Here is a 16,774-nt window from a genome sequence, read left to right as displayed (position 1 = left end):
GCTCCCCCTATGAAGCATGGTTGGCGAAAGCGCTCAGACCATGCGGATAACGTCCTTGCTGATAGAGAGGACGTAGCCGCGTTTGGCGATGTTCTTGACCAGGAGTTCACTGACCATCTGGTTTCCGAGTGTATCGCGCAGCCGCTTGATCCGGGTGGCGCCGGCCGCTTCCTCGCAATCCGAGGCGGCACGCCCGGAAATCACCGATTCGATCTCGGCGCCGGACAAGACGTCGTCATCCAGCCGGGCTTCCGCCAGGACCGACAGCGTTTCCATCGCGGCGGGGGTCAGCTTGAAACCCATGTTGTTGAGGTAGACGGTGTTCTCGTCGCGGCTGATCAGAAGTTCGTTGACCTGGATGCCGGCCCGTTCGATCTGCGCCATGCGCCGGTTCAGCATCACCAGCATGCCCAGAACCGTCAGCGCCGCCACCATCATCGCGGCGGCAAAAACCAGCAGAACGAAGATCACAGCGCGATAACTGGCCAGGGTGTCGGCAAAAGCAGTGCCGGACTGCGCCAGGATCTCCAGCAACTTGATCTCGGCCTGCTTGGTCAGGTCGTTCTCGACGAACAACCGTTCCACCCGCGCGTTAAAGGCATTGGCATCGGGCAGCGTCAGCAGCAGCAACGTGCCCGCAATCGCCAGCAGGGCGACGATCGCGGCTATGCCGAAGGCGATCACCCGGCTGCCGGCAGTGCGGGCGTCAGAAACGGAGAAAATAGGGTCCGGCATCGGCCTTCCTTTGTTGCAACCCCTCCGGGCCAAAGACCGACAGCACATTCAGCAGGGTCCAGCCTGACGGAGCCAGACGGCTGCTGATCTCGGCGCGGGCGGCCTGTATTCTGCAACTGCCATCAAGCTGCACCACCCCATAGTGCAGTCGCAGGGGATTGTCCTGCTTGGCCTTGTAGTCGGCGTAACACTCCGCCGCCAGTGCCGGGCCAGACAGGCCCAGCAGGGCAGCCGCAAGGGCGGGGATAAGGAGATGCTGTTTCATGCTGCCATCCTGCGTGGTGAGGGGGCGAAATTCAATAACCGCAGGGGTTTGAGCCACTGATATTCGATAACAGCGGGGCGATATTGCCTGTCTGGCGGGGGCGGGGCGAAGGTTTTGATATCCTGGCGCACCGGATGCGCTGCACAACCCGATTGAAAGGTTCCGGCATGGCCCAGACACCCGCAAAAACCGCTCATCGCAAATTCATTGCTTTCATCGTGGCAACCTCGATCGCCATCACCGGCTTTTCCGCCGCTCCCGCCCGCGCGGATGAGGACGTGGCGAAGTTCATCGCCGGGATGGCTCTCCTGGGTATTCTTGGGGCTGCCATCAACGACGCGCGCAAGAATGACCGCACGGTGACACAACCCCATTACTACCCGCACAAGCCGCATCATCCCGGCGGCCAGGTCCGCCCCTTGCCGCCCAAACTGCACAAGTACAACCTTCCGGCCCAGTGCGTGCAGTATTTCCCGCACTACAGCCAGACCTATCCGCTGGCCAGCAACCTGTGCCTGAAGCGTCACTACGGCAGCACCCGCGCTCTGCCCGCAGCCTGCAAGGTGCGGTTCTGGAACGGCAGGAACCACCGTGTCGGCTTCAAGCCGAACTGCCTGCGCAAGCATGGCTATCGGATGGTATTGCGCTGAATTCACAGCAATCGAGCAGACTGGGGGGCGAGAGCCCCCCTTTTTTCCATGTGCCCAGCCTTGCGTCTTCTGGCGGCGTTGACCGGGCGGTTGCATTTGAGCTGCGAATTGGGTTTGTCAGGGCATGACCCAGCCAGATTACAGTTACGAGCAGGCCGCCAGGGCCAAGGGATTTCTCCGCATCGCGGGTGTTGACGAGGTCGGTCGCGGGCCGCTGGCCGGTCCGGTGACGGCGGCGGCGGTGATTTTGGATGCCGAGGCGATCCCCGAAGGTCTGAACGATTCCAAGAAGTTGAGCCTGAAACGGCGCGAGGCGCTGGAAGCCGATATCTTCGGGTCCGCAGAAGTCGCCATAGCCCATGCCACCGTCGAGGAGATCGATTCCCTCAACATCTTGCGGGCGTCGCATCTGGCGATGGAGCGCGCGGTTGCGGCGTTGGATCCTCCGCCGGATTACTTGCTGATCGACGGCAATCTGATTCCGAAGGGGCTGACCCAGCCGGCCGAAGAAGTGGTCAAGGGGGACGGCAAATCAGTCTCGATCGCAGCGGCCTCGATCGTTGCCAAACTGGCACGTGACAGGGTGATGGTGGATTTGGCGCAACAGTTTCCGGGATATGGCTGGGAGAAAAACGCGGGCTACCCCTCGAAACAGCATCGCGATGCGCTAGTTGAACTGGGGGTGACCCCACATCATCGGCGATCCTTTAAGCCCGTACACAACATCTTGTATCAAGAGTGAACCGCAGGGTGTTGTTCTAAAAAACAAATTGACCTCGAATCCGCGATGACTCATCCTGTGGACAACCTAATGAGCGCAAAAATGCGCCGTGGTTTTGAGGCAGAGCAATGAATACAACCATCACAAAGGGCGCGGCAGCGCTCCCTTTAAACACGATTATTGGCGGCGACTGTGTGGAGGTGATGAACAGCCTCCCGGCCAATTCGGTCGATATGATCTTTGCGGACCCGCCGTATAACCTGCAGCTGAAAGGCCAGCTGCACCGCCCCGACAATTCCAAGGTTGACGCGGTGGACGATCACTGGGACCAGTTTTCCAGTTTCCAGGCCTATGACAACTTCACCCGCGATTGGCTGAAGGCGGCGCGCCGCCTGCTGAAGCCGAACGGATCGATCTGGGTGATCGGCTCCTATCACAACATCTTCCGGGTTGGCTCCGTCCTGCAGGACGAGGGCTACTGGGTGCTGAACGACGTGATCTGGCGCAAGTCGAACCCGATGCCGAACTTCCGCGGCAAGCGGTTCACCAACGCGCATGAGACGATGATCTGGGCGTCCAAATCCGAAGGCGCAAAGTATACCTTCAACTATGAAGCCCTGAAGGCGTTGAACGAAGGTATCCAGATGCGCAGCGACTGGGTGCTGCCGATCTGCACCGGCCATGAACGGCTGAAGGACGAAAACGGCGAGAAGGCACACCCCACCCAGAAACCGGAGGCGTTGCTGCACCGGATTCTCGTTGGGGCGACCAACCCGGGTGACGTGGTGCTGGATCCGTTCTTCGGCACCGGCACCACCGGCGCCGTTGCCAAGATGCTGGGCCGCGAATTCATCGGCATCGAACGCGAGGAAGCCTATCGCAAGGTCGCCGAAAAGCGCATCAAGTCGGTGCGCAAATACGACCGCGAGGCGCTGGAGGTTTCGGCCAGCAAGCGGGCGGCTCCGCGGGTGCCCTTTGGCCAGCTGGTCGAGCGCGGCATGCTGCGCCCCGGTGAGGAACTCTACTCGATGAACCGCCGCCACAAGGCCAAGGTGCGCGCCGACGGCACGCTGGTCGGCGACAACGTCAAGGGCTCGATCCACCAGGTCGGCGCGCATCTGGAAAACGCGCCGTCTTGCAACGGCTGGACCTACTGGTGCTTCAAGCGCGAGGGCAAGACCGTGCCCATCGACGTGCTGCGCCAGCAGATCCGTGCCGAGATGCAGAACTGATTCCGGCAGTCCCGAACAGCCAGACTGAATTGCTGGCGCCTGTACTGCGGTACAGGCGCACACCTTGCCCCGCCTCCAACAGGCGGGGTTTTTTGCTTTTTTATCAGGGGTGCGCTATTCCCGCGATCGCACAGCGACCTTATCTTGGAAGCGCATCTGCACTCCGTCCGCAACGAAAGGCTTTTCGATGACTGAAACCGCGCTCGCAGGTGCCGCGATAGCCAAGAATTTGGATGACGCAGTGCTGGCGCGGGAAAAGGAGCGGGCCAAACAGCGGGATCTCGGGCTCGAGGGATCGGTGTTCGAAAACAGGTTCGCCGAGGCCGCGTTGGACGCCCATAAACGCCGCGGGTTGCAGCTGGCGGTTCAGGCGCGCTGGATCATGATGCCCCTGATCGGGTTGTTCATTACCTTCATCATCCCCGGCATCGAGGTTCTGTACTATCACGGCTTCTTGCTGCTGCTGTGCGTGAACGGCTGGTTCATCAGCCGCGCAGGCAAGGTCGGTCGCTCCAAGATGGAGCTGTTCCTGATCTTTCTCGACCTGCTGATTCTGACCGTGGGCATGGTGACGCCCAACCCGCTCAGCCAGCATGACTTCCCGCTGGCGATGCACTACCGCTTTGACAACTTTCAGTATTTCTTCGTGATACTGGCGGCCGGTACCATGGCCTATTCCTGGCGCACGGTGATCGCCATCGGAACCTGGACGGCGGCGATGTGGCTTGCGGCCTTGGTGCTGGCGATGTGGTTTTCCGAGCCCTTGCCGGAGTTGTCCGAAGCGGTGCAGGCGGCGCTGGCGACCCAGCCCGAATTGGCTGAATTCTTTGATCCCAACAGTTTCGTGCCCAGCCTGCGGGTGCAAGAGGCGCTGATCTTTCTGCTGGTGGCCATCACGCTCGGGTTCTCGGTGCGGCGTTTCAACGGGCTGCTGCGCAGCAACGCCAGCCTCGAACGGGAGCGTGCGAACCTGTCGCGCTACTTCTCGCCCAATGTGGTTGATCAGCTGTCGCAGAACGACGAGCCGCTGAAGCAGGTGCGCAGCGAGAATGTGGCGGTGCTGTTCATCGACATCGTTGGCTTTACCCGGCTGACCGCGGATCTGGACCCGCGCGCCGTGATCGACCTCCTGCGCGAGTTTCATGGACGCATGGAACGCGAGGTGTTCCGGCATCACGGCACCTTGGACAAATACCTGGGCGACGGGCTTATGGCGACGTTCGGCACCCCTGTGGCTGGGTCTCAGGACGCCAGCAATGCGCTTGCCTGCGCCCATGCAATGCGGGCCTCCCTGGCGAAATGGAACGCCGAGCGCACGCGCCAGGGCAAGCCGGAGATCAGGGCCGGTATCGGCATCCACTACGGCGAGGCGGTTCTTGGCGACATCGGCGCCAACCGACTGGAGTTCGCGGTGCTGGGCATGACGGTCAACGTCGCCGCCCGACTTGAGCAGCTGACCCGAAAGCTGCAGGCGGATATTGTCATCAGCGAGACCGTGGCGCAGCAGGTCAAGGCGGAAAAGGTCAGCCAGCATCTGCTGGAGGGCGGCCGCCGACGTCCGGACCAGCAGGTGCGCGGGCTGGACCGGGTGATGACTGTGCTTTCCTGGGACTGAACGGCGCGCGGGGGCGGTGTCAGCGAGGCAGCGGGTTTTGCGCCTTGTTGTAGGGTTTCCAGTCGGTGATCTCGGGGTAGTATTTCTGCCGCCAGCGGCGCACCCGTGGGTTCATGATCCGGCGCCACAGCGGCGGGATCATCGCTGCCACCGTCATCACCGGATAGCCGTAGGGCAGCTGCGGCGCGTCGGTCTCGGTATAGTTCTGCAGCAGCGGAAACCGACGGTTGGGCTTGTAGTGATGGTCCGAATGGCGCTGCAGGTTGATCAGAAGCCAGTTCGACGCCTTGTGCGCCGCATTCCACGAGTGGCGCGGGCGGACGGGTTCATATTTGCCATCGCCCAGGTGCTTGCGGGTCAGGCCGTAATGCTCGACGTAGTTCACCAGCTCCAGCTGCCAGATCGCAACCCCTGCCTGCACGAGGAACAGCAGAAGCCCGGTTAACCCACCCAGCAAGATTGCCAAGAGCAGCATTGCCGCCTGCAGCGCCCAATAGCGGAAGAACGGGTTGGCCAGATCAGTCCAGGGCCGGTTTTTCTGTGCCAGTTTCCGCTTTTCGGCCTGAAAGGCGGAATGCAAGCACTGGCGCAGAACCCGTGGATAGAAGCGATGGAAACCCTCGTTGTAGCGCGCGGTGACCGGATCGCGCGGGGTGCCGACATAGCGGTGGTGCACCAGAAGGTGCTCCGAGCGGAAATGGGAGTAGAGCACCATCGCCAGCAGGATGTCCGCCATCCAGCGTTCCGCCCGGCTGGATTGATGCATCAGCTCATGGCTGTAGTTGATGCCGACGGCACCGGTGACGACGCCGACGCCGAAGAACACCGCGAATTTTTCGAATCCATTCAGGTGGCTGGCGTCGCTGACATAGAAAATCAGTCCGAACAGTGTCAGGAATTGCAGCGGCACCCATGCCAAGGTCAGCGCCTTGTACCAGGTCAGATCGCTGTCGGGCGTGTTCGGGTCTTCGTTGTCGAGGTTCAGTCCGAAAACGCCGTCCAGCACCGCGAACAGATGCCAGGTCGCCAGCGGTGGCAACAGCAGCGCCCAGCCGCCGAACAGCGCAGCGATCCAGACCAGCGGCAGCAGAAGGAAGGACATCCAGAATGGCAGGGCGCTTTGCCAGCGGGCAAGGGTTGCGGAAGCAATCATGCCGGGTCTCCCAGATCAGTTGGCGCGCGTTTGCCAAAGAGCCTATGCCCAAAGATCTGGAAACCCAAGAGCGACCTCGCGTGACCTAACGGTTCGCGTACAGCTCATACGCTTTGCGCATGACCGTGGGCAGGTCGGTGGCGCGAAACGCTTCTTCGGGGACCAGTTCCTGATTGGGCGCCGGATTGAAGCCTGCCTGAAGCCGCGCGCTTTGCACCCGCAGCACCAGGTGGAAATGCGTGAAGGTGTGACGTACTTCGCCCTCGAGCTCCTGCCAGTCTGCGGTGAACGGGGGATTGGGCGTGGGCGCATCGGTCCAGTCGGTGCCGGGCCAGCCGAGTGTTCCCCCAAGGAGCCCCTTGTCCGGTCGACGCTCCAGCAGCCATGTGCCCGTCGCGGAGCGGGCCAGATAGACGATTCCATGGCGGGTCGGCTTGGGCTTCTTCGGCATCTTCTTCGGCAAATCCGGCGCGGTACCGGCCTTACGCGCCGCGCAAGGGGTTTGCCAGGGACAGATGCCACAGGCGGGTTTGCGCGGGGTGCAGATGGTGGCGCCGAGGTCCATCACCGCTTGGGCATAGTCCCCTGGACGTTCATCCGGGGTCAACGCGGCCGCATGGTCGCGGAGCAGGGGCTTCGCGCCCGGCAGCGGGTCATGGATGTCGTGCAGCCGCGCCATCACGCGCTCCACGTTTCCGTCGAGCACCGCCACGGGTTCGTCAAAGGCAATCGAGGCGATGGCTGCCGCGGTATAAGGCCCGATTCCCGGCAGCTTCAGCAGCGCATCGTGGTTGTCAGGAAACTGGCCGCCCAGATCATCCGCGACCACGCGTGCGCATTTCAGAAGATTGCGGGCACGGGCGTAGTAGCCCAGCCCGGCCCACTCCGCCATCACATCTGCGTCCGCGGCGGCTGCCAGGTCCGCAACGCTGGGCCAGCGTGTGGTGAAGCGCAGGAAGTAGTCGCGCACCGCAGCGACGGTTGTCTGTTGCAGCATCACCTCGCTTAACCAGACCCGGTAAGGATCCGGGCGTTCGCCGACTTTTCGGGCTGCAGGAGAGACACGCCAGGGCAAGTCGCGGGCATGGCGGTCATACCACTCCAGCAGCTCATCGCTGAGACTGCCCGAGCAGCCGTTCAAGTCACGCATTCGTTATTCCTTGGACAATGGTTTGGCTGGTGCCTGCTCCGAGGCTCTTTACAATAGGGCAGGCAGTCGAGCAAAAGCTAGAGCATGGCATTCAGGCGTAGCACAACACGCGGGTTTTCCCGGACCTCAAAGCTCCTCAGCGAGCAGATCCGCAAGGCAGGCGAAAGCCGCGGCTTCGCGGTCTCACGGTTGCTGACCCATTGGGAGGAAATCGCCGGACCGGACCTGGCGGCAATAGCTCGGCCCGTCAACATCGGTTACGGGCGTGGCTCCTTTGGCGCGACACTGACGGTGCTGACCACCGGTGCGAATGCGCCCATGCTCGAAATGCAGAAGGAGCGCCTGCGCGAGCGGGTGAACGCGGTCTACGGGTTCAATGCGATCTCCAAGGTGCGGATCACCCAGACTGCACCGACGGGATTTTCCGACGGTCACGTTGAATTCAAGTACGCCCCCAAGGTGCAGCCACCGCTGCAGCCCGATCCGCAAGATGCGGCCGAGGCCAGCAAAGTTGCCGAAGTGGTTGAAAACGAAGAACTGCGCGCCGCCCTTGAGCGTCTTGGGCGCAACGTGCTGACAAAACAGAAAACGCAAAGAAAGGGGTTCAAATGACCCGTTTGATGACTGGTGTCTTTGCCGCGGTTGCGGTTGTTGCGGGGGGCTATGCCCTGTCGGGTTTCAATAGTCAGAGCAACCTGCCGAACAACCCGTTGGTCGGTGCTGCGATTGCGCAGGAAGCCGAAGTCGACACCTCGACCATCACCGAGATGACGCTGGGAGCGGAGGATGCGCCGGTCACGCTGATCGAATACGCCTCCTACACCTGCCCGCATTGCGCGAACTTCCACAATGATACCTTCAAGAAGCTGAAGGCGGATTACATCGACACCGGCAAGGTCAAGTTCATCTACCGCGAGGTCTATTTCGACCGCTACGGCCTGTGGGCTTCGATGATTGCGCGGTGCAACGGACCGGAGAAATTCTTCGGCATCACCGATCTGATCTACAAGGGGCAGTCGGATTGGGCGCGGGCTGGTGGCGCAAGCGAAATTGTTGACGAACTGCGCAAGATCGGCCGCCTGGCGGGACTGGAGAACGACCAGCTGGAAGCCTGCCTGCAGGACGGGACAAAGGCACAGACCCTGGTTACCTGGTACCAGGAGAACGCCACCGAGCATGGCATCGAATCCACGCCCTCGTTCATCCTGAACGGCGAGAAGATCTCCAACCAGTCCTACGCGGACTTCAAGAAACTGATCGACGCCGAACTGGAAGGCTGAGACAGGCGGCGCCGCCGCACGCTTCGGTGCCGCCGATCTTCGACATTACGCTCCCGCCCGCATTCAGCGGACGGGGGCCACCTGACGCAGCATCTGCTTGAGGCGCTCGTCGTCGGATATTTTCAACCGTACCGGTAGGGTTATGACCTTGCGCCGGAAGCTTCCCGGGAGCCGGACCGCATCCTTTTCGGTGGTGACCAGCTGCGCATTCAGCAGGGCGGCTTCGTTTTCCAACCGGCTCATCAAAGCGCTCGTGAGGGGTTGGTGGTCGTCCAGCGGTTCCGCCCGGACAATCTCGGCCCCAAGGCCACGCAAGGTGGCAAAGAACTTCTGCGGCTGCCCGATGCCGGCAAAGGCCAGCACGCGGGTGCCGTGCCACGGCATCCCGGTCTGCAAGGGCTCCAGCGCGCCGGTGAAATGAGGCAGCGCTTGCAACTGCGTGCCCCAGGCGGCCTGAAAGTCGTGCTGAGCAGCCGTGTCACCCAACGACAGCACGGCATCGGCGCGTTTCAGGCCGGTCGGCACGGGTTCGCGCAGCGGGCCTGCTGGCAGGCAGCGGCCATTTCCAAAGCCTTGCCGCGCATCGACTACGATCAGGGACAGATCCTTGGTCAGCGCGGGATTCTGGAAACCGTCGTCCAGTACGATCACCGTGGCGCCAGCGGCGGTGGCCGCACGTGCCCCGGCGGCGCGGTCGCGCGCAACCCAGACATCGGCAAAGGCGGCCAGAAGCAAGGGCTCGTCGCCGGTTTGCGCGGCTTTGTGGCGGGCGGGGTCGACCTGGACGGGACCCTGCAAGGAGCCGCCAAAGCCGCGGCTGACCACATGCGGTTCGTGTCCCATGGCGCGCAGCGTTTCGAGCAGCCAGATCACCGTGGGTGTCTTGCCGGTCCCGCCCGCGTTCAAATTGCCGACGCAGATCACGGGGACATCGACCTTCTCCGGGACGCCCCCGGCCAACCGCGCGGCTGTGGCCCGGGCATAGAGGTGGCCGACCGGTGCCAGCAACGTCGCGCGCAGGTCGAATTGGGTCGGTGGCTTGTGCCAGAAGTCAGGCGCCCGCATGGCTGTCCTCGCGTTGATCCAGAAGGTCTTGGACCTTTTCCATCAGTGTGTCGGTGGTCGCGGCGCTTTCGGTGACGCTTTGCCAGCCCGCAAGCGCCATTCGGGCGGCTTTGTCCGGGGCCGACAGATCCACCACGGCATCGCTCAGCGCATCTTCCGTGCCAATGGCGCGGGCGGCTCCGGCCGCGGTCAGCCGTTCATAAAGGTCGCGGTGGGCATGGATGCCCGGCCCATGCAGAATGGCTGACCCCAAAGCCGCGGCATCCAGCGGCGACTGGCCCAAGGCCGCCGGGTTGAGACTGCTGGCCACCAGGGCAACCGGGGACAGGCGGTACCACAAACCCAGATCGTCGCCATCGGCCAACAGCACCTGGTTGTGATCCTCAGGCGTTTCCCCGGCCTCCCAGTCGGCGACCGACAAGCCGCTGTCGCGCACCTGTTGGCGGGCTTTGCCAAGATCGTCATAGCTGTCCATGGCAACCACCAGGAGCAAGCGGTGCAGCAGCTGCAGGGCCTTGCGGTGCGCGTCCAGCACGGCCGGCAGTTCGCTGCGCTTTACATGAGCTGCCAGCCAGACCGGGCGGCTGCCGAGAGCCTGTTGCAGGGCCGTCAGTTCGTCATGGTTGCAGCCGGGAGGAATTGCCGACATCCGCAGGGGGCCGGCAATCTCGATCTTCTCCGCCGGGTAGCCTGCCCGCACCAGCGTATCCTGCACTGCCGGAGACGGGGTCAGGATACAGTTCAGTCCTTCCAGCAGGCGCTTGCGTTGGTCGGGCAACCACCGGCTGGCGCGGTTGGGAACTTCGGCCTCAGTCAGATCGGCCAGCAGGACCCCGATACTCCGTTCACGCAACTGGCGCAGCAAGTTGCGCCGTGTCGGCGGGCCGGTCCAGATGCAGACATCCGGTTGCCAGTGGTCGAGGAACGCCCGCGTTTCGGCGGTGGTGTCCTCGGCCAGCGGCCCAATCGGCAGATCGCATCCGACGGTCCCGGTCAGACGCAGCTCGGAATCCCAGCTTGCCAGAACCGACAGGTCTGGACGCAAAGACTTCAGGCGACGCCCGATATCACACAGCGCTTGGTAGCGTTCCGGCGTGGTCGCATGGACCCACAGCAGCTCACCCTTGGGACGGGGCTGCGGGTTTGCATGCCGATGGGTGCCTGTGGTTCGCCGTTGCATCTGGTTCGATCCGATTTTGCCGACCAAAGGTATCGGCAACACGTGCCCCTGTCTGTGAAAATCTGCAAGCCGTGGGGGCTGCTGGTGCTGCGCGCGGCTTACGGGCCGCAGAGCTCAATGTCCAGTCGGGCCGGTTTGCGCGGGCGCAAGTGCGGTGATGATCGCGTGGTGCAACGCCGGATTGCCCGCCACCACCCCGTTCAACCGGGGCTGCACGTTGTTGAACCGCAGCCTGTCACCGGCACGATCTGTGATGACGCCGCCTGCCTCCTGCAGGATCAGCGCGCCGGCCGCGATGTCCCATTCCCAACTGGGGCGCAGCGTCAGCATCGCGCCAAAGCGCCCGTCAGCAACCCGCGCCAGTCGATAGGCCAGCGAGGGGCGATGCATGCGGATGAAGGCGGGTGGCGTGCCGTTCTGCCAGTTCTGCGCCACCAGGCTAGGCTTGGCGGCCAGCACCTCGGCGGCGGACAGGTCGTCGACCGGCGAAACCTGGATCGGCTGACCGTTGCATGTCGCGCCGTGCCCCTTGGCCGCGCTGTAGAGCAGCTGGCGCTGCGGCAGGTAGATGACCGCTGCGATCACCTCGCCCGCTTCTGCGATGGCCAGGGAATGTGCCCAGGTGCTGGCCCCTTCAGCGAAACTGCGGGTGCCGTCGATCGGGTCAATGATGAAGACCCGGTTGCGATCCATGCGGTCAGGGGTGTCCTCGGTTTCCTCGGACAACCAGCCGTAATCCGGCCTGGCCTGCTGCAGCTTGTCCTCCAGCATGGCGTTGACTGCCAGATCGGCCTCTGTCACCGGTCCGGTTCCGTCCGGCTTGTCCCAGCGTCTGGCCGTTGCCCCCGTGTAGCGGCAGGCGATGTCGCCCGCCTGTTTGGCGGCGTCTACCAGCAGGTCAAGGTCAGTTGCCGGCAAGGGTCATCCCCTCGACCAGTAGCGAGGGTACCACGGTCGACAAATGTTGGCGCGCGTCATTGGCGGGAACGATGCTGCGCAGCATGTCATGCAGGTTGCCCGCGATGGTACATTCGTTGACCGGATAGGCGATCTCGCCGTTTTCCACCCAGAAGCCGGAGGCGCCGCGCGAATAGTCTCCGGTGTTGGGGTTGATGGTCGAGCCGATCATCGACGTCACCAGCAGCCCGGTGCCCATCTGCGCGAGCAGCTCTTCGCGGCTGGCGTCGCCTTGCGTCAATGCGATGTTCCAGGTCGAGGGCGAGGGCACGCCGCCGATGCCGCGGGCGGCGTTGGCAGTGCTTTCCAGCCCCAGCTTGCGGGCCGAGGCCAGATCCAGCGTCCAGCCGGTCAGCACGCCCTTGTCCACCACGGTGCGGCGGCGGGTTGCCAGGCCTTCGCCGTCAAACGGCCGCGAGCCGGAAATGCGCGGGCGGTGCGGATCTTCGATTACCGAGAGGCTGTCAGGTAGCACCTGCTTGCCCAGCGAATCCTTCAGCCACGACGAACCGCGCGCGATCGCGGCACCGTTGGCGGCGGACAGAAGATGCCCGATCAGGGACGAGGAAATGCGCTCGTCGAACAGCACCGGGAAGCTGCCGGTCTTGGGCTTGCGCGCGCCCAGCCGGGCCACGGCGCGTTCGCCTGCCGTGCGGCCGATATCCTCGGCGCTGCGCAGATCCGCCTGGAACGTGCGCGAATCGCCATCATGGTCACGCTCCATGCCGGTGCCACTGCCCGCGATGCCGGTGCAGGACAGCGATCGACCGGTGCGCTGGTAGCCGCCGGAGAAGCCGTTGGTCGCGGCCAGATGCACCGCGTGACGGCCATAGCCGGCGGCGGCGGACTGAACCTGGGTGATGCCATCGACCGCCTGGCAGGCGGCCTCTGCGGCCAGCGCATCCGCCTGCAGGGCGGCAGGCTCCGGCTCGGCCGCCGGGTCTTCCAGTTCCAGCGCGGCCAGATCCCAGTCTTTCGCCAGCTGGGACGGATCGGCAAGGCCCGCATAGGGGTCTTCTGGCGCCTCGCGGGCCATCGCCACGGCACGTTCGGCCATGGCGGAGATGGTTTCGGGGCGCATATCGGAGGACGAGACCAACGCCTGGCGCCTGCCGACGAACACGCGCAATCCCAGATCCGTTCCCTCGGAGCGCTCGGCATGTTCGAGTTTGCCGCTGCGGACCTCGATGCTGAGAGAGCTGCCCTCTGCGGCCATCGCGTCGGCGGCATCCGCACCGGCTTTCTTGGCGGCATCGATCAGGGCGTGGCAAAGCGCTTCGGGGGATTGTGTCATGGGCACCTTCTGTTCTGCTCTGTAAAAGAGCTATCCAGTGCGGCCGCCTGCCGCAAGAGCAGGCCGCAAAAAAGGGGGCTGCGCGCGGCAGCCCCCCACAGCGATGGTTCGCTCTGGATTGGGTTACTTGATCCGCTGGCCGTTGGCGCGGATCTGGCCGTCCTCGGAGATCTCGATCTTCGAGGTCAGCGTGTCCTCGCCCTCGCCCGGCACCGCCAGCATGCCCATCATCATCCGCGCGCCCATGGCGTCGCTCTCCGACATCAGGCCCATCTGGATCAGCTTGTCGATCAATGTGTTGGCGCCTGTCAGCTTCAGATTGGCCGTGCCGGATGGGGCAGGCATGCCGTCAAAACTGGTCAGGTCGTCATTGTTGAAAGTGAAATCGCCGGTTCCGGTCAGCTCCGCGCCCGCCGCCGAAACTTGCAACTGTTTCACCGTCAGCGCGTTCAGCTCGCCCGGCTGGGTCTTGCCCTTCTCCACGTCTTCCATGGCCTTGGGATCGAACATGTCGAACAGGACCTTGCCCTTTCCGGCGAGGTCCACGATCAGCGTGGCCGGGTCACGCGGCAGCTGGCCGTTGGGATCGATCATGGCCCACAGCATGTCCGGCACCGCAAAGTCACGCAGGGTGATGCCGAGGGCGAAATCCTGTTCGTCCTCGGATTTTTCCAGTGGCAGCATCAGCTTAATCCCGGCTTCCGCCATGCTGAGCGCGAGCGGGAAGGGGATGTCGGAGCCGGAAATGTTCACCGTCGCACCCGTCTGGGACAGGTCATAGCTCAGGTGCTTGCGGTCCATTGCGACGGCAATTTCGCCACCTTCGGAGGTGCTTTCCATGCTGAACGTCTCACGCCCTTCGGCGCCCGAGACCGAGCCATTGCCACCGGTGAACGTAAAGGCGCCGTCAAAGGCGAACCCGGCGGCCAGCAGGGCTTGCATGTCGCCGCTGTCGACATCGACGGGCACGGTGCTGGTGCCGTTGAAGCCGAGGCCCTGAAGCATGCCTTTGAAAACGCCGTGATCGTCGCTTTCCGGATCCTTGAAGGCGAAATCGTAGCTGAGGCTGGAGGCGGTCAGGTTCTGGTCGTAGGCGCGTACCGCGCCAATCGTCATTGCGGTCTTGGTGACAACGTCATTCAAGACAATCTGGGCCTTCAGGACGTCGGCGGGAATGGCCTCGCCATCGGCGCGCAGGCTGTCCAGGGTCACGCTGACCTTGGGGGCGCTGTAGTCGTAGCTCATGTTGCCGGCGTCGCCCGCAACCTTCATCGGGCTGCCGTCATGAGCGTAGATCAGCGTGCCGGCAAAGTCCTCACCTTCTTCGGAAAACTCGAACCCCAAGGGGAATTCCTGCGGCAGCAGTACGTTGACAGTGCCGTCGCCGTTCTCGACGAACTTGATCTCTGGCAAGGTGAGGGTGCCGACCACGTCGCCTTCGGGAACGGGCAAGGTCATCGAGATGTCGGAGACGATCAGGGTGCTCCCGGATTGGCTTTCGGTCCCCGAGACCTCGTATCCGGTGCTGGCAAGATATGCCTTCCAGTCCTTCCAGACCTCCTGGGCGCTGAGATCGGCCAGTGCGGCCTGAGTTGAAACAACCAAAATCGCCGCTGCGACGCTACCGCGCGCTAGAAAAACGGACATGCGAGAACCCTTCTCTGAGAGATAATTGCTTTTATGGTCGGCCCGAGGCCCGCTGCGGTCAAGGGGGCCATGGGCTGGACCGTTCCCCCTAAGCGCAGTACCACTTGGATAAAATGTCACTTGGAGGGACAGGCTATGGATTTCAATGGGAAAACGGTGGTGATCACCGGTGCCAGCCGCGGCATTGGCGCCGATGCCGCACGGCAATTCGCGGCCGCCGGGGCCAATCTGGCCTTGCTGGCAAGGAGCGCGGAGGCACTGGACGATCTTGCAGCAGAGATCGGCGGAAACGTGCTGGTGGCGGCCTGTGACGTGTCTGACCATGCCGCGGTGACAGAGGCGCTGGGCAAGGCGCACCAGAGGTTCGGCAGCCTGGACGTGTTGATCAACAACGCCGGGGTGATCGAGCCGATCGCGCGGCTGGAAGACGCCGACCCCGCGGCCTGGGCCAAGCTGATCGATATCAACCTTACCGGTGTCTTCAACGGCATCCGGGCCGCGTTGCCGCTGATGAAGCCCGCGGGCGGCGGCACCATCATCACGGTCAGTTCCGGGGCGGCACATAATGCGCTGGAAGGGTGGAGCGCCTACTGCTCTTCCAAGGCCGGGGCGGCGATGCTGACGCGGGCACTGGATCTGGAGGAGCGCGCGAATGGCATCCGGGCAATGGGCCTGTCGCCGGGAACCGTGGCGACCCAGATGCAGCGCGACATCAAGGCCAGCGGGATCAATCCGGTGAGCGAGCTGGACTGGGAAGACCACATTCCAGCCGAATGGCCCGCGCGGGCGCTGCTGTGGATGTGCAGTGCGGATGCCGACGATCATATCGGCCAGGAGATCTCGTTGCGGGATGAGGGCATTCGCAAGCGGGTTGGACTGATATGATCCAGCTGGAGGTTGCTGACAGCAGACTGTGGACCGTCACCCTGAACCGGCCTGAAAAGGCAAACGCGCTGACCGCGGCGATGCTGACGGAGCTCGCAGAGATTGCGGAGGGTGCCCAGGCCGCACGCGGGCTCATTCTGACCGGGGTTGGCAAGGTGTTCAGCGCCGGCGCCGATCTCGAGGAAGCACATGCTGGCCTGGCAACCTCGCCACTCTGGGAGCGGTTGTCCGGGGCACTGGCTGCGCTGCCTTGCCTGAAGGTGGCTGCGCTGAACGGCACCTTGGCGGGCGGCGCCAACGGTATGGCGCTGGCCTGCGATCTGCGCATCGCGGTGCCAGGCGCGCGATTCTTTTATCCGGTGATGAAGCTCGGCTACCTGCCGCAGCCGTCGGATGCGGGGCGGATGGCGGCCCTGATCGGCCCGGCCCGCACCAAGCTGCTGCTGGCGGCGGGACAGAAGATTTCCGCGCAGGAGGCGTATGATTTTGGCTTGGTGGACCGCATTGTGGAACCAGAGGACCTGATGCCCACCGCGCAGGATTTGCTCGCCCATGCGCTGTCGGCTGATCCGGAGATTGCGCGCGGCATCCTGCAGAGCTGCCGCTGAAAGCGCGCCTAGCCCCGGCCTGGACGTGTCCGTCGCTTGCCGGGCACGCGAGAGCGAAAGCCGGGCGGGCGTTTCTGGACCCAGGCGATGAATTTCGCCAAGCGAGGGTGGCTTCGCAGCGCCTCGGGCGTATTGAAACTGCGGGCCAGTTCGGCCTCGGTCAGTGTCGCGTGGATTTCACGGTGACAGATGTCGTGCAGCAGCACGGTCGGGCCGCCCTTGCCTCCTTTCAATTTTGGGATCAGATGGTGCAGGCTTTGTGGGGCATCTTCGGGAATGTCGCGCCCGCACAGCGGGCAGACCGGATCGGGCATGGGGATGGCCTCTGTGATCTGAT

General features: G+C 63.5%; 18 protein-coding genes. 8 read left to right on the top strand and 10 right to left on the bottom strand.

Annotated elements, in window-relative coordinates; all coding sequences use genetic code 11:
• Positions 1-33: 33 nt before the first annotated feature.
• Together ACZ52D_RS07045 and ACZ52D_RS07040 are read right to left on the bottom strand one after the other, a co-directional pair.
• Positions 34-735 carry a winged helix-turn-helix domain-containing protein gene (locus tag ACZ52D_RS07045; protein WP_222454548.1) on the bottom strand — a complete coding sequence of 234 codons (702 nt, stop codon included), beginning with the start codon at positions 733-735 and terminating at the stop codon, positions 34-36.
• A complete protein-coding gene (locus tag ACZ52D_RS07040; RefSeq protein WP_464442968.1) occupies positions 707-1,000 on the bottom strand; it encodes a hypothetical protein in 294 nt (97 codons plus the stop codon). Before ACZ52D_RS07040 ends, ACZ52D_RS07045 begins: the two co-directional genes overlap by 29 nt.
• A gap of 167 nt (positions 1,001-1,167) precedes the next feature.
• Between ACZ52D_RS07040 and ACZ52D_RS07035 the strand changes: the two genes are divergently transcribed.
• From ACZ52D_RS07035 to ACZ52D_RS07020, 4 genes are all read left to right on the top strand, one after another.
• Positions 1,168-1,650 carry a hypothetical protein gene (locus ACZ52D_RS07035; protein ID WP_464442967.1) on the top strand — a complete coding sequence of 161 codons (483 nt, stop codon included), beginning with the start codon at positions 1,168-1,170 and terminating at the stop codon, positions 1,648-1,650.
• A 124-nt stretch (positions 1,651-1,774) separates the two neighbouring features.
• Positions 1,775-2,392, top strand: coding sequence for a ribonuclease HII (locus ACZ52D_RS07030; protein WP_464442966.1), 618 nt, complete (start codon positions 1,775-1,777; stop codon positions 2,390-2,392).
• A 107-nt stretch (positions 2,393-2,499) separates the two neighbouring features.
• Positions 2,500-3,603, top strand: coding sequence for a DNA methyltransferase (locus ACZ52D_RS07025; protein WP_464442965.1), 1,104 nt, complete (start codon positions 2,500-2,502; stop codon positions 3,601-3,603).
• A gap of 187 nt (positions 3,604-3,790) precedes the next feature.
• Positions 3,791-5,218 (top strand): adenylate/guanylate cyclase domain-containing protein, encoded by a 1,428-nt coding sequence (locus tag ACZ52D_RS07020; protein WP_464442964.1) that lies wholly within the window; start codon positions 3,791-3,793, stop codon positions 5,216-5,218.
• A gap of 19 nt (positions 5,219-5,237) precedes the next feature.
• Here ACZ52D_RS07020 and ACZ52D_RS07015 read toward each other — a convergent pair whose 3' ends face one another.
• On the bottom strand, positions 5,238-6,371 hold the full coding sequence (locus ACZ52D_RS07015) for an alkane 1-monooxygenase (RefSeq protein ID WP_464442963.1): 1,134 nt from the start codon (positions 6,369-6,371) through the stop codon (positions 5,238-5,240).
• Positions 6,372-6,456: 85 nt separating this feature from the next.
• Positions 6,457-7,521, bottom strand: coding sequence for an A/G-specific adenine glycosylase (gene mutY / locus ACZ52D_RS07010; protein ID WP_464442962.1), 1,065 nt, complete (start codon positions 7,519-7,521; stop codon positions 6,457-6,459).
• An 84-nt stretch (positions 7,522-7,605) separates the two neighbouring features.
• Between mutY and ACZ52D_RS07005 the strand changes: the two genes are divergently transcribed.
• Together ACZ52D_RS07005 and ACZ52D_RS07000 are read left to right on the top strand one after the other, a co-directional pair.
• Complete coding sequence (locus ACZ52D_RS07005) at positions 7,606-8,133, top strand: DUF721 domain-containing protein (protein ID WP_222454556.1); 528 nt, start codon at positions 7,606-7,608, stop codon at positions 8,131-8,133.
• Positions 8,130-8,801 carry a DsbA family protein gene (locus ACZ52D_RS07000; RefSeq protein WP_222454557.1) on the top strand — a complete coding sequence of 224 codons (672 nt, stop codon included), beginning with the start codon at positions 8,130-8,132 and terminating at the stop codon, positions 8,799-8,801. Before ACZ52D_RS07005 ends, ACZ52D_RS07000 begins: the two co-directional genes overlap by 4 nt.
• 63 nt (positions 8,802-8,864) lie before the next feature.
• Here the strand turns inward: ACZ52D_RS07000 and lpxK are convergent, their stop codons facing one another.
• The 5 genes from lpxK to ACZ52D_RS06975 form a co-directional block, all read right to left on the bottom strand.
• The gene (gene lpxK, locus ACZ52D_RS06995) at positions 8,865-9,866 is read right to left on the bottom strand and encodes a tetraacyldisaccharide 4'-kinase (RefSeq protein ID WP_464442961.1); all 1,002 of its coding nucleotides are present in this window, start codon (positions 9,864-9,866) and stop codon (positions 8,865-8,867) included.
• Entirely contained in the window at positions 9,853-11,046 is a 1,194-nt protein-coding gene (locus ACZ52D_RS06990) for a 3-deoxy-D-manno-octulosonic acid transferase (RefSeq protein WP_464442960.1), read from the bottom strand. Before ACZ52D_RS06990 ends, lpxK begins: the two co-directional genes overlap by 14 nt.
• A 114-nt stretch (positions 11,047-11,160) precedes the next feature.
• Positions 11,161-11,964, bottom strand: coding sequence for an inositol monophosphatase family protein (locus ACZ52D_RS06985; protein WP_464442959.1), 804 nt, complete (start codon positions 11,962-11,964; stop codon positions 11,161-11,163).
• Entirely contained in the window at positions 11,951-13,297 is a 1,347-nt protein-coding gene (locus ACZ52D_RS06980; RefSeq protein ID WP_464442958.1) for a TldD/PmbA family protein, read from the bottom strand. The genes ACZ52D_RS06985 and ACZ52D_RS06980 overlap by 14 nt, the downstream gene beginning before the upstream one ends.
• Positions 13,298-13,420: 123 nt before the next feature.
• Positions 13,421-14,944 (bottom strand): DUF2125 domain-containing protein, encoded by a 1,524-nt coding sequence (locus ACZ52D_RS06975; protein WP_464442957.1) that lies wholly within the window; start codon positions 14,942-14,944, stop codon positions 13,421-13,423.
• A gap of 135 nt (positions 14,945-15,079) precedes the next feature.
• Here ACZ52D_RS06975 and ACZ52D_RS06970 point away from each other — a divergent pair, with 135 nt between their 5' ends.
• Together ACZ52D_RS06970 and ACZ52D_RS06965 are read left to right on the top strand one after the other, a co-directional pair.
• Positions 15,080-15,829: an SDR family oxidoreductase gene (locus tag ACZ52D_RS06970; protein ID WP_464442956.1), complete on the top strand. Its 750-nt coding sequence runs from the start codon at positions 15,080-15,082 to the stop codon at positions 15,827-15,829.
• Positions 15,826-16,437 carry an enoyl-CoA hydratase/isomerase family protein gene (locus ACZ52D_RS06965; protein ID WP_464442955.1) on the top strand — a complete coding sequence of 204 codons (612 nt, stop codon included), beginning with the start codon at positions 15,826-15,828 and terminating at the stop codon, positions 16,435-16,437. Before ACZ52D_RS06970 ends, ACZ52D_RS06965 begins: the two co-directional genes overlap by 4 nt.
• A gap of 8 nt (positions 16,438-16,445) precedes the next feature.
• Here the strand turns inward: ACZ52D_RS06965 and ACZ52D_RS06960 are convergent, their stop codons facing one another.
• The gene (locus ACZ52D_RS06960) at positions 16,446-16,751 is read right to left on the bottom strand and encodes an HNH endonuclease (protein WP_222454565.1); all 306 of its coding nucleotides are present in this window, start codon (positions 16,749-16,751) and stop codon (positions 16,446-16,448) included.
• Between the last annotated feature and the right edge of the window lie 23 nt (positions 16,752-16,774).

The sequence above is a fragment of the Leisingera sp. S2M4 genome (genome assembly GCF_055398055.1).
This window is presented reverse-complemented; position numbering and strand designations above follow the sequence as displayed.

Excerpts from the sequence above, each read along its gene's own strand:
- ACZ52D_RS07045 (WP_222454548.1), bottom strand. The coding sequence starts at position 735 with ATGCCGGACCCTATTTTCTCCGTTTCTGACGCCCGCACTGCCGGCAGC.
- ACZ52D_RS07040 (WP_464442968.1), bottom strand. The coding sequence starts at position 1,000 with ATGAAACAGCATCTCCTTATCCCCGCCCTTGCGGCTGCCCTGCTGGGC.
- ACZ52D_RS07035 (WP_464442967.1), top strand. The coding sequence starts at position 1,168 with ATGGCCCAGACACCCGCAAAAACCGCTCATCGCAAATTCATTGCTTTC.
- ACZ52D_RS07030 (WP_464442966.1), top strand. The coding sequence starts at position 1,775 with ATGACCCAGCCAGATTACAGTTACGAGCAGGCCGCCAGGGCCAAGGGA.
- ACZ52D_RS07025 (WP_464442965.1), top strand. The coding sequence starts at position 2,500 with ATGAATACAACCATCACAAAGGGCGCGGCAGCGCTCCCTTTAAACACG.
- ACZ52D_RS07020 (WP_464442964.1), top strand. The coding sequence starts at position 3,791 with ATGACTGAAACCGCGCTCGCAGGTGCCGCGATAGCCAAGAATTTGGAT.
- ACZ52D_RS07015 (WP_464442963.1), bottom strand. The coding sequence starts at position 6,371 with ATGATTGCTTCCGCAACCCTTGCCCGCTGGCAAAGCGCCCTGCCATTC.
- mutY (WP_464442962.1), bottom strand. The coding sequence starts at position 7,521 with ATGCGTGACTTGAACGGCTGCTCGGGCAGTCTCAGCGATGAGCTGCTG.
- ACZ52D_RS07005 (WP_222454556.1), top strand. The coding sequence starts at position 7,606 with ATGGCATTCAGGCGTAGCACAACACGCGGGTTTTCCCGGACCTCAAAG.
- ACZ52D_RS07000 (WP_222454557.1), top strand. The coding sequence starts at position 8,130 with ATGACCCGTTTGATGACTGGTGTCTTTGCCGCGGTTGCGGTTGTTGCG.
- lpxK (WP_464442961.1), bottom strand. The coding sequence starts at position 9,866 with ATGCGGGCGCCTGACTTCTGGCACAAGCCACCGACCCAATTCGACCTG.
- ACZ52D_RS06990 (WP_464442960.1), bottom strand. The coding sequence starts at position 11,046 with ATGCAACGGCGAACCACAGGCACCCATCGGCATGCAAACCCGCAGCCC.
- ACZ52D_RS06980 (WP_464442958.1), bottom strand. The coding sequence starts at position 13,297 with ATGACACAATCCCCCGAAGCGCTTTGCCACGCCCTGATCGATGCCGCC.
- ACZ52D_RS06975 (WP_464442957.1), bottom strand. The coding sequence starts at position 14,944 with ATGTCCGTTTTTCTAGCGCGCGGTAGCGTCGCAGCGGCGATTTTGGTT.
- ACZ52D_RS06970 (WP_464442956.1), top strand. The coding sequence starts at position 15,080 with ATGGATTTCAATGGGAAAACGGTGGTGATCACCGGTGCCAGCCGCGGC.
- ACZ52D_RS06965 (WP_464442955.1), top strand. The coding sequence starts at position 15,826 with ATGATCCAGCTGGAGGTTGCTGACAGCAGACTGTGGACCGTCACCCTG.
- ACZ52D_RS06960 (WP_222454565.1), bottom strand. The coding sequence starts at position 16,751 with ATGCCCGATCCGGTCTGCCCGCTGTGCGGGCGCGACATTCCCGAAGAT.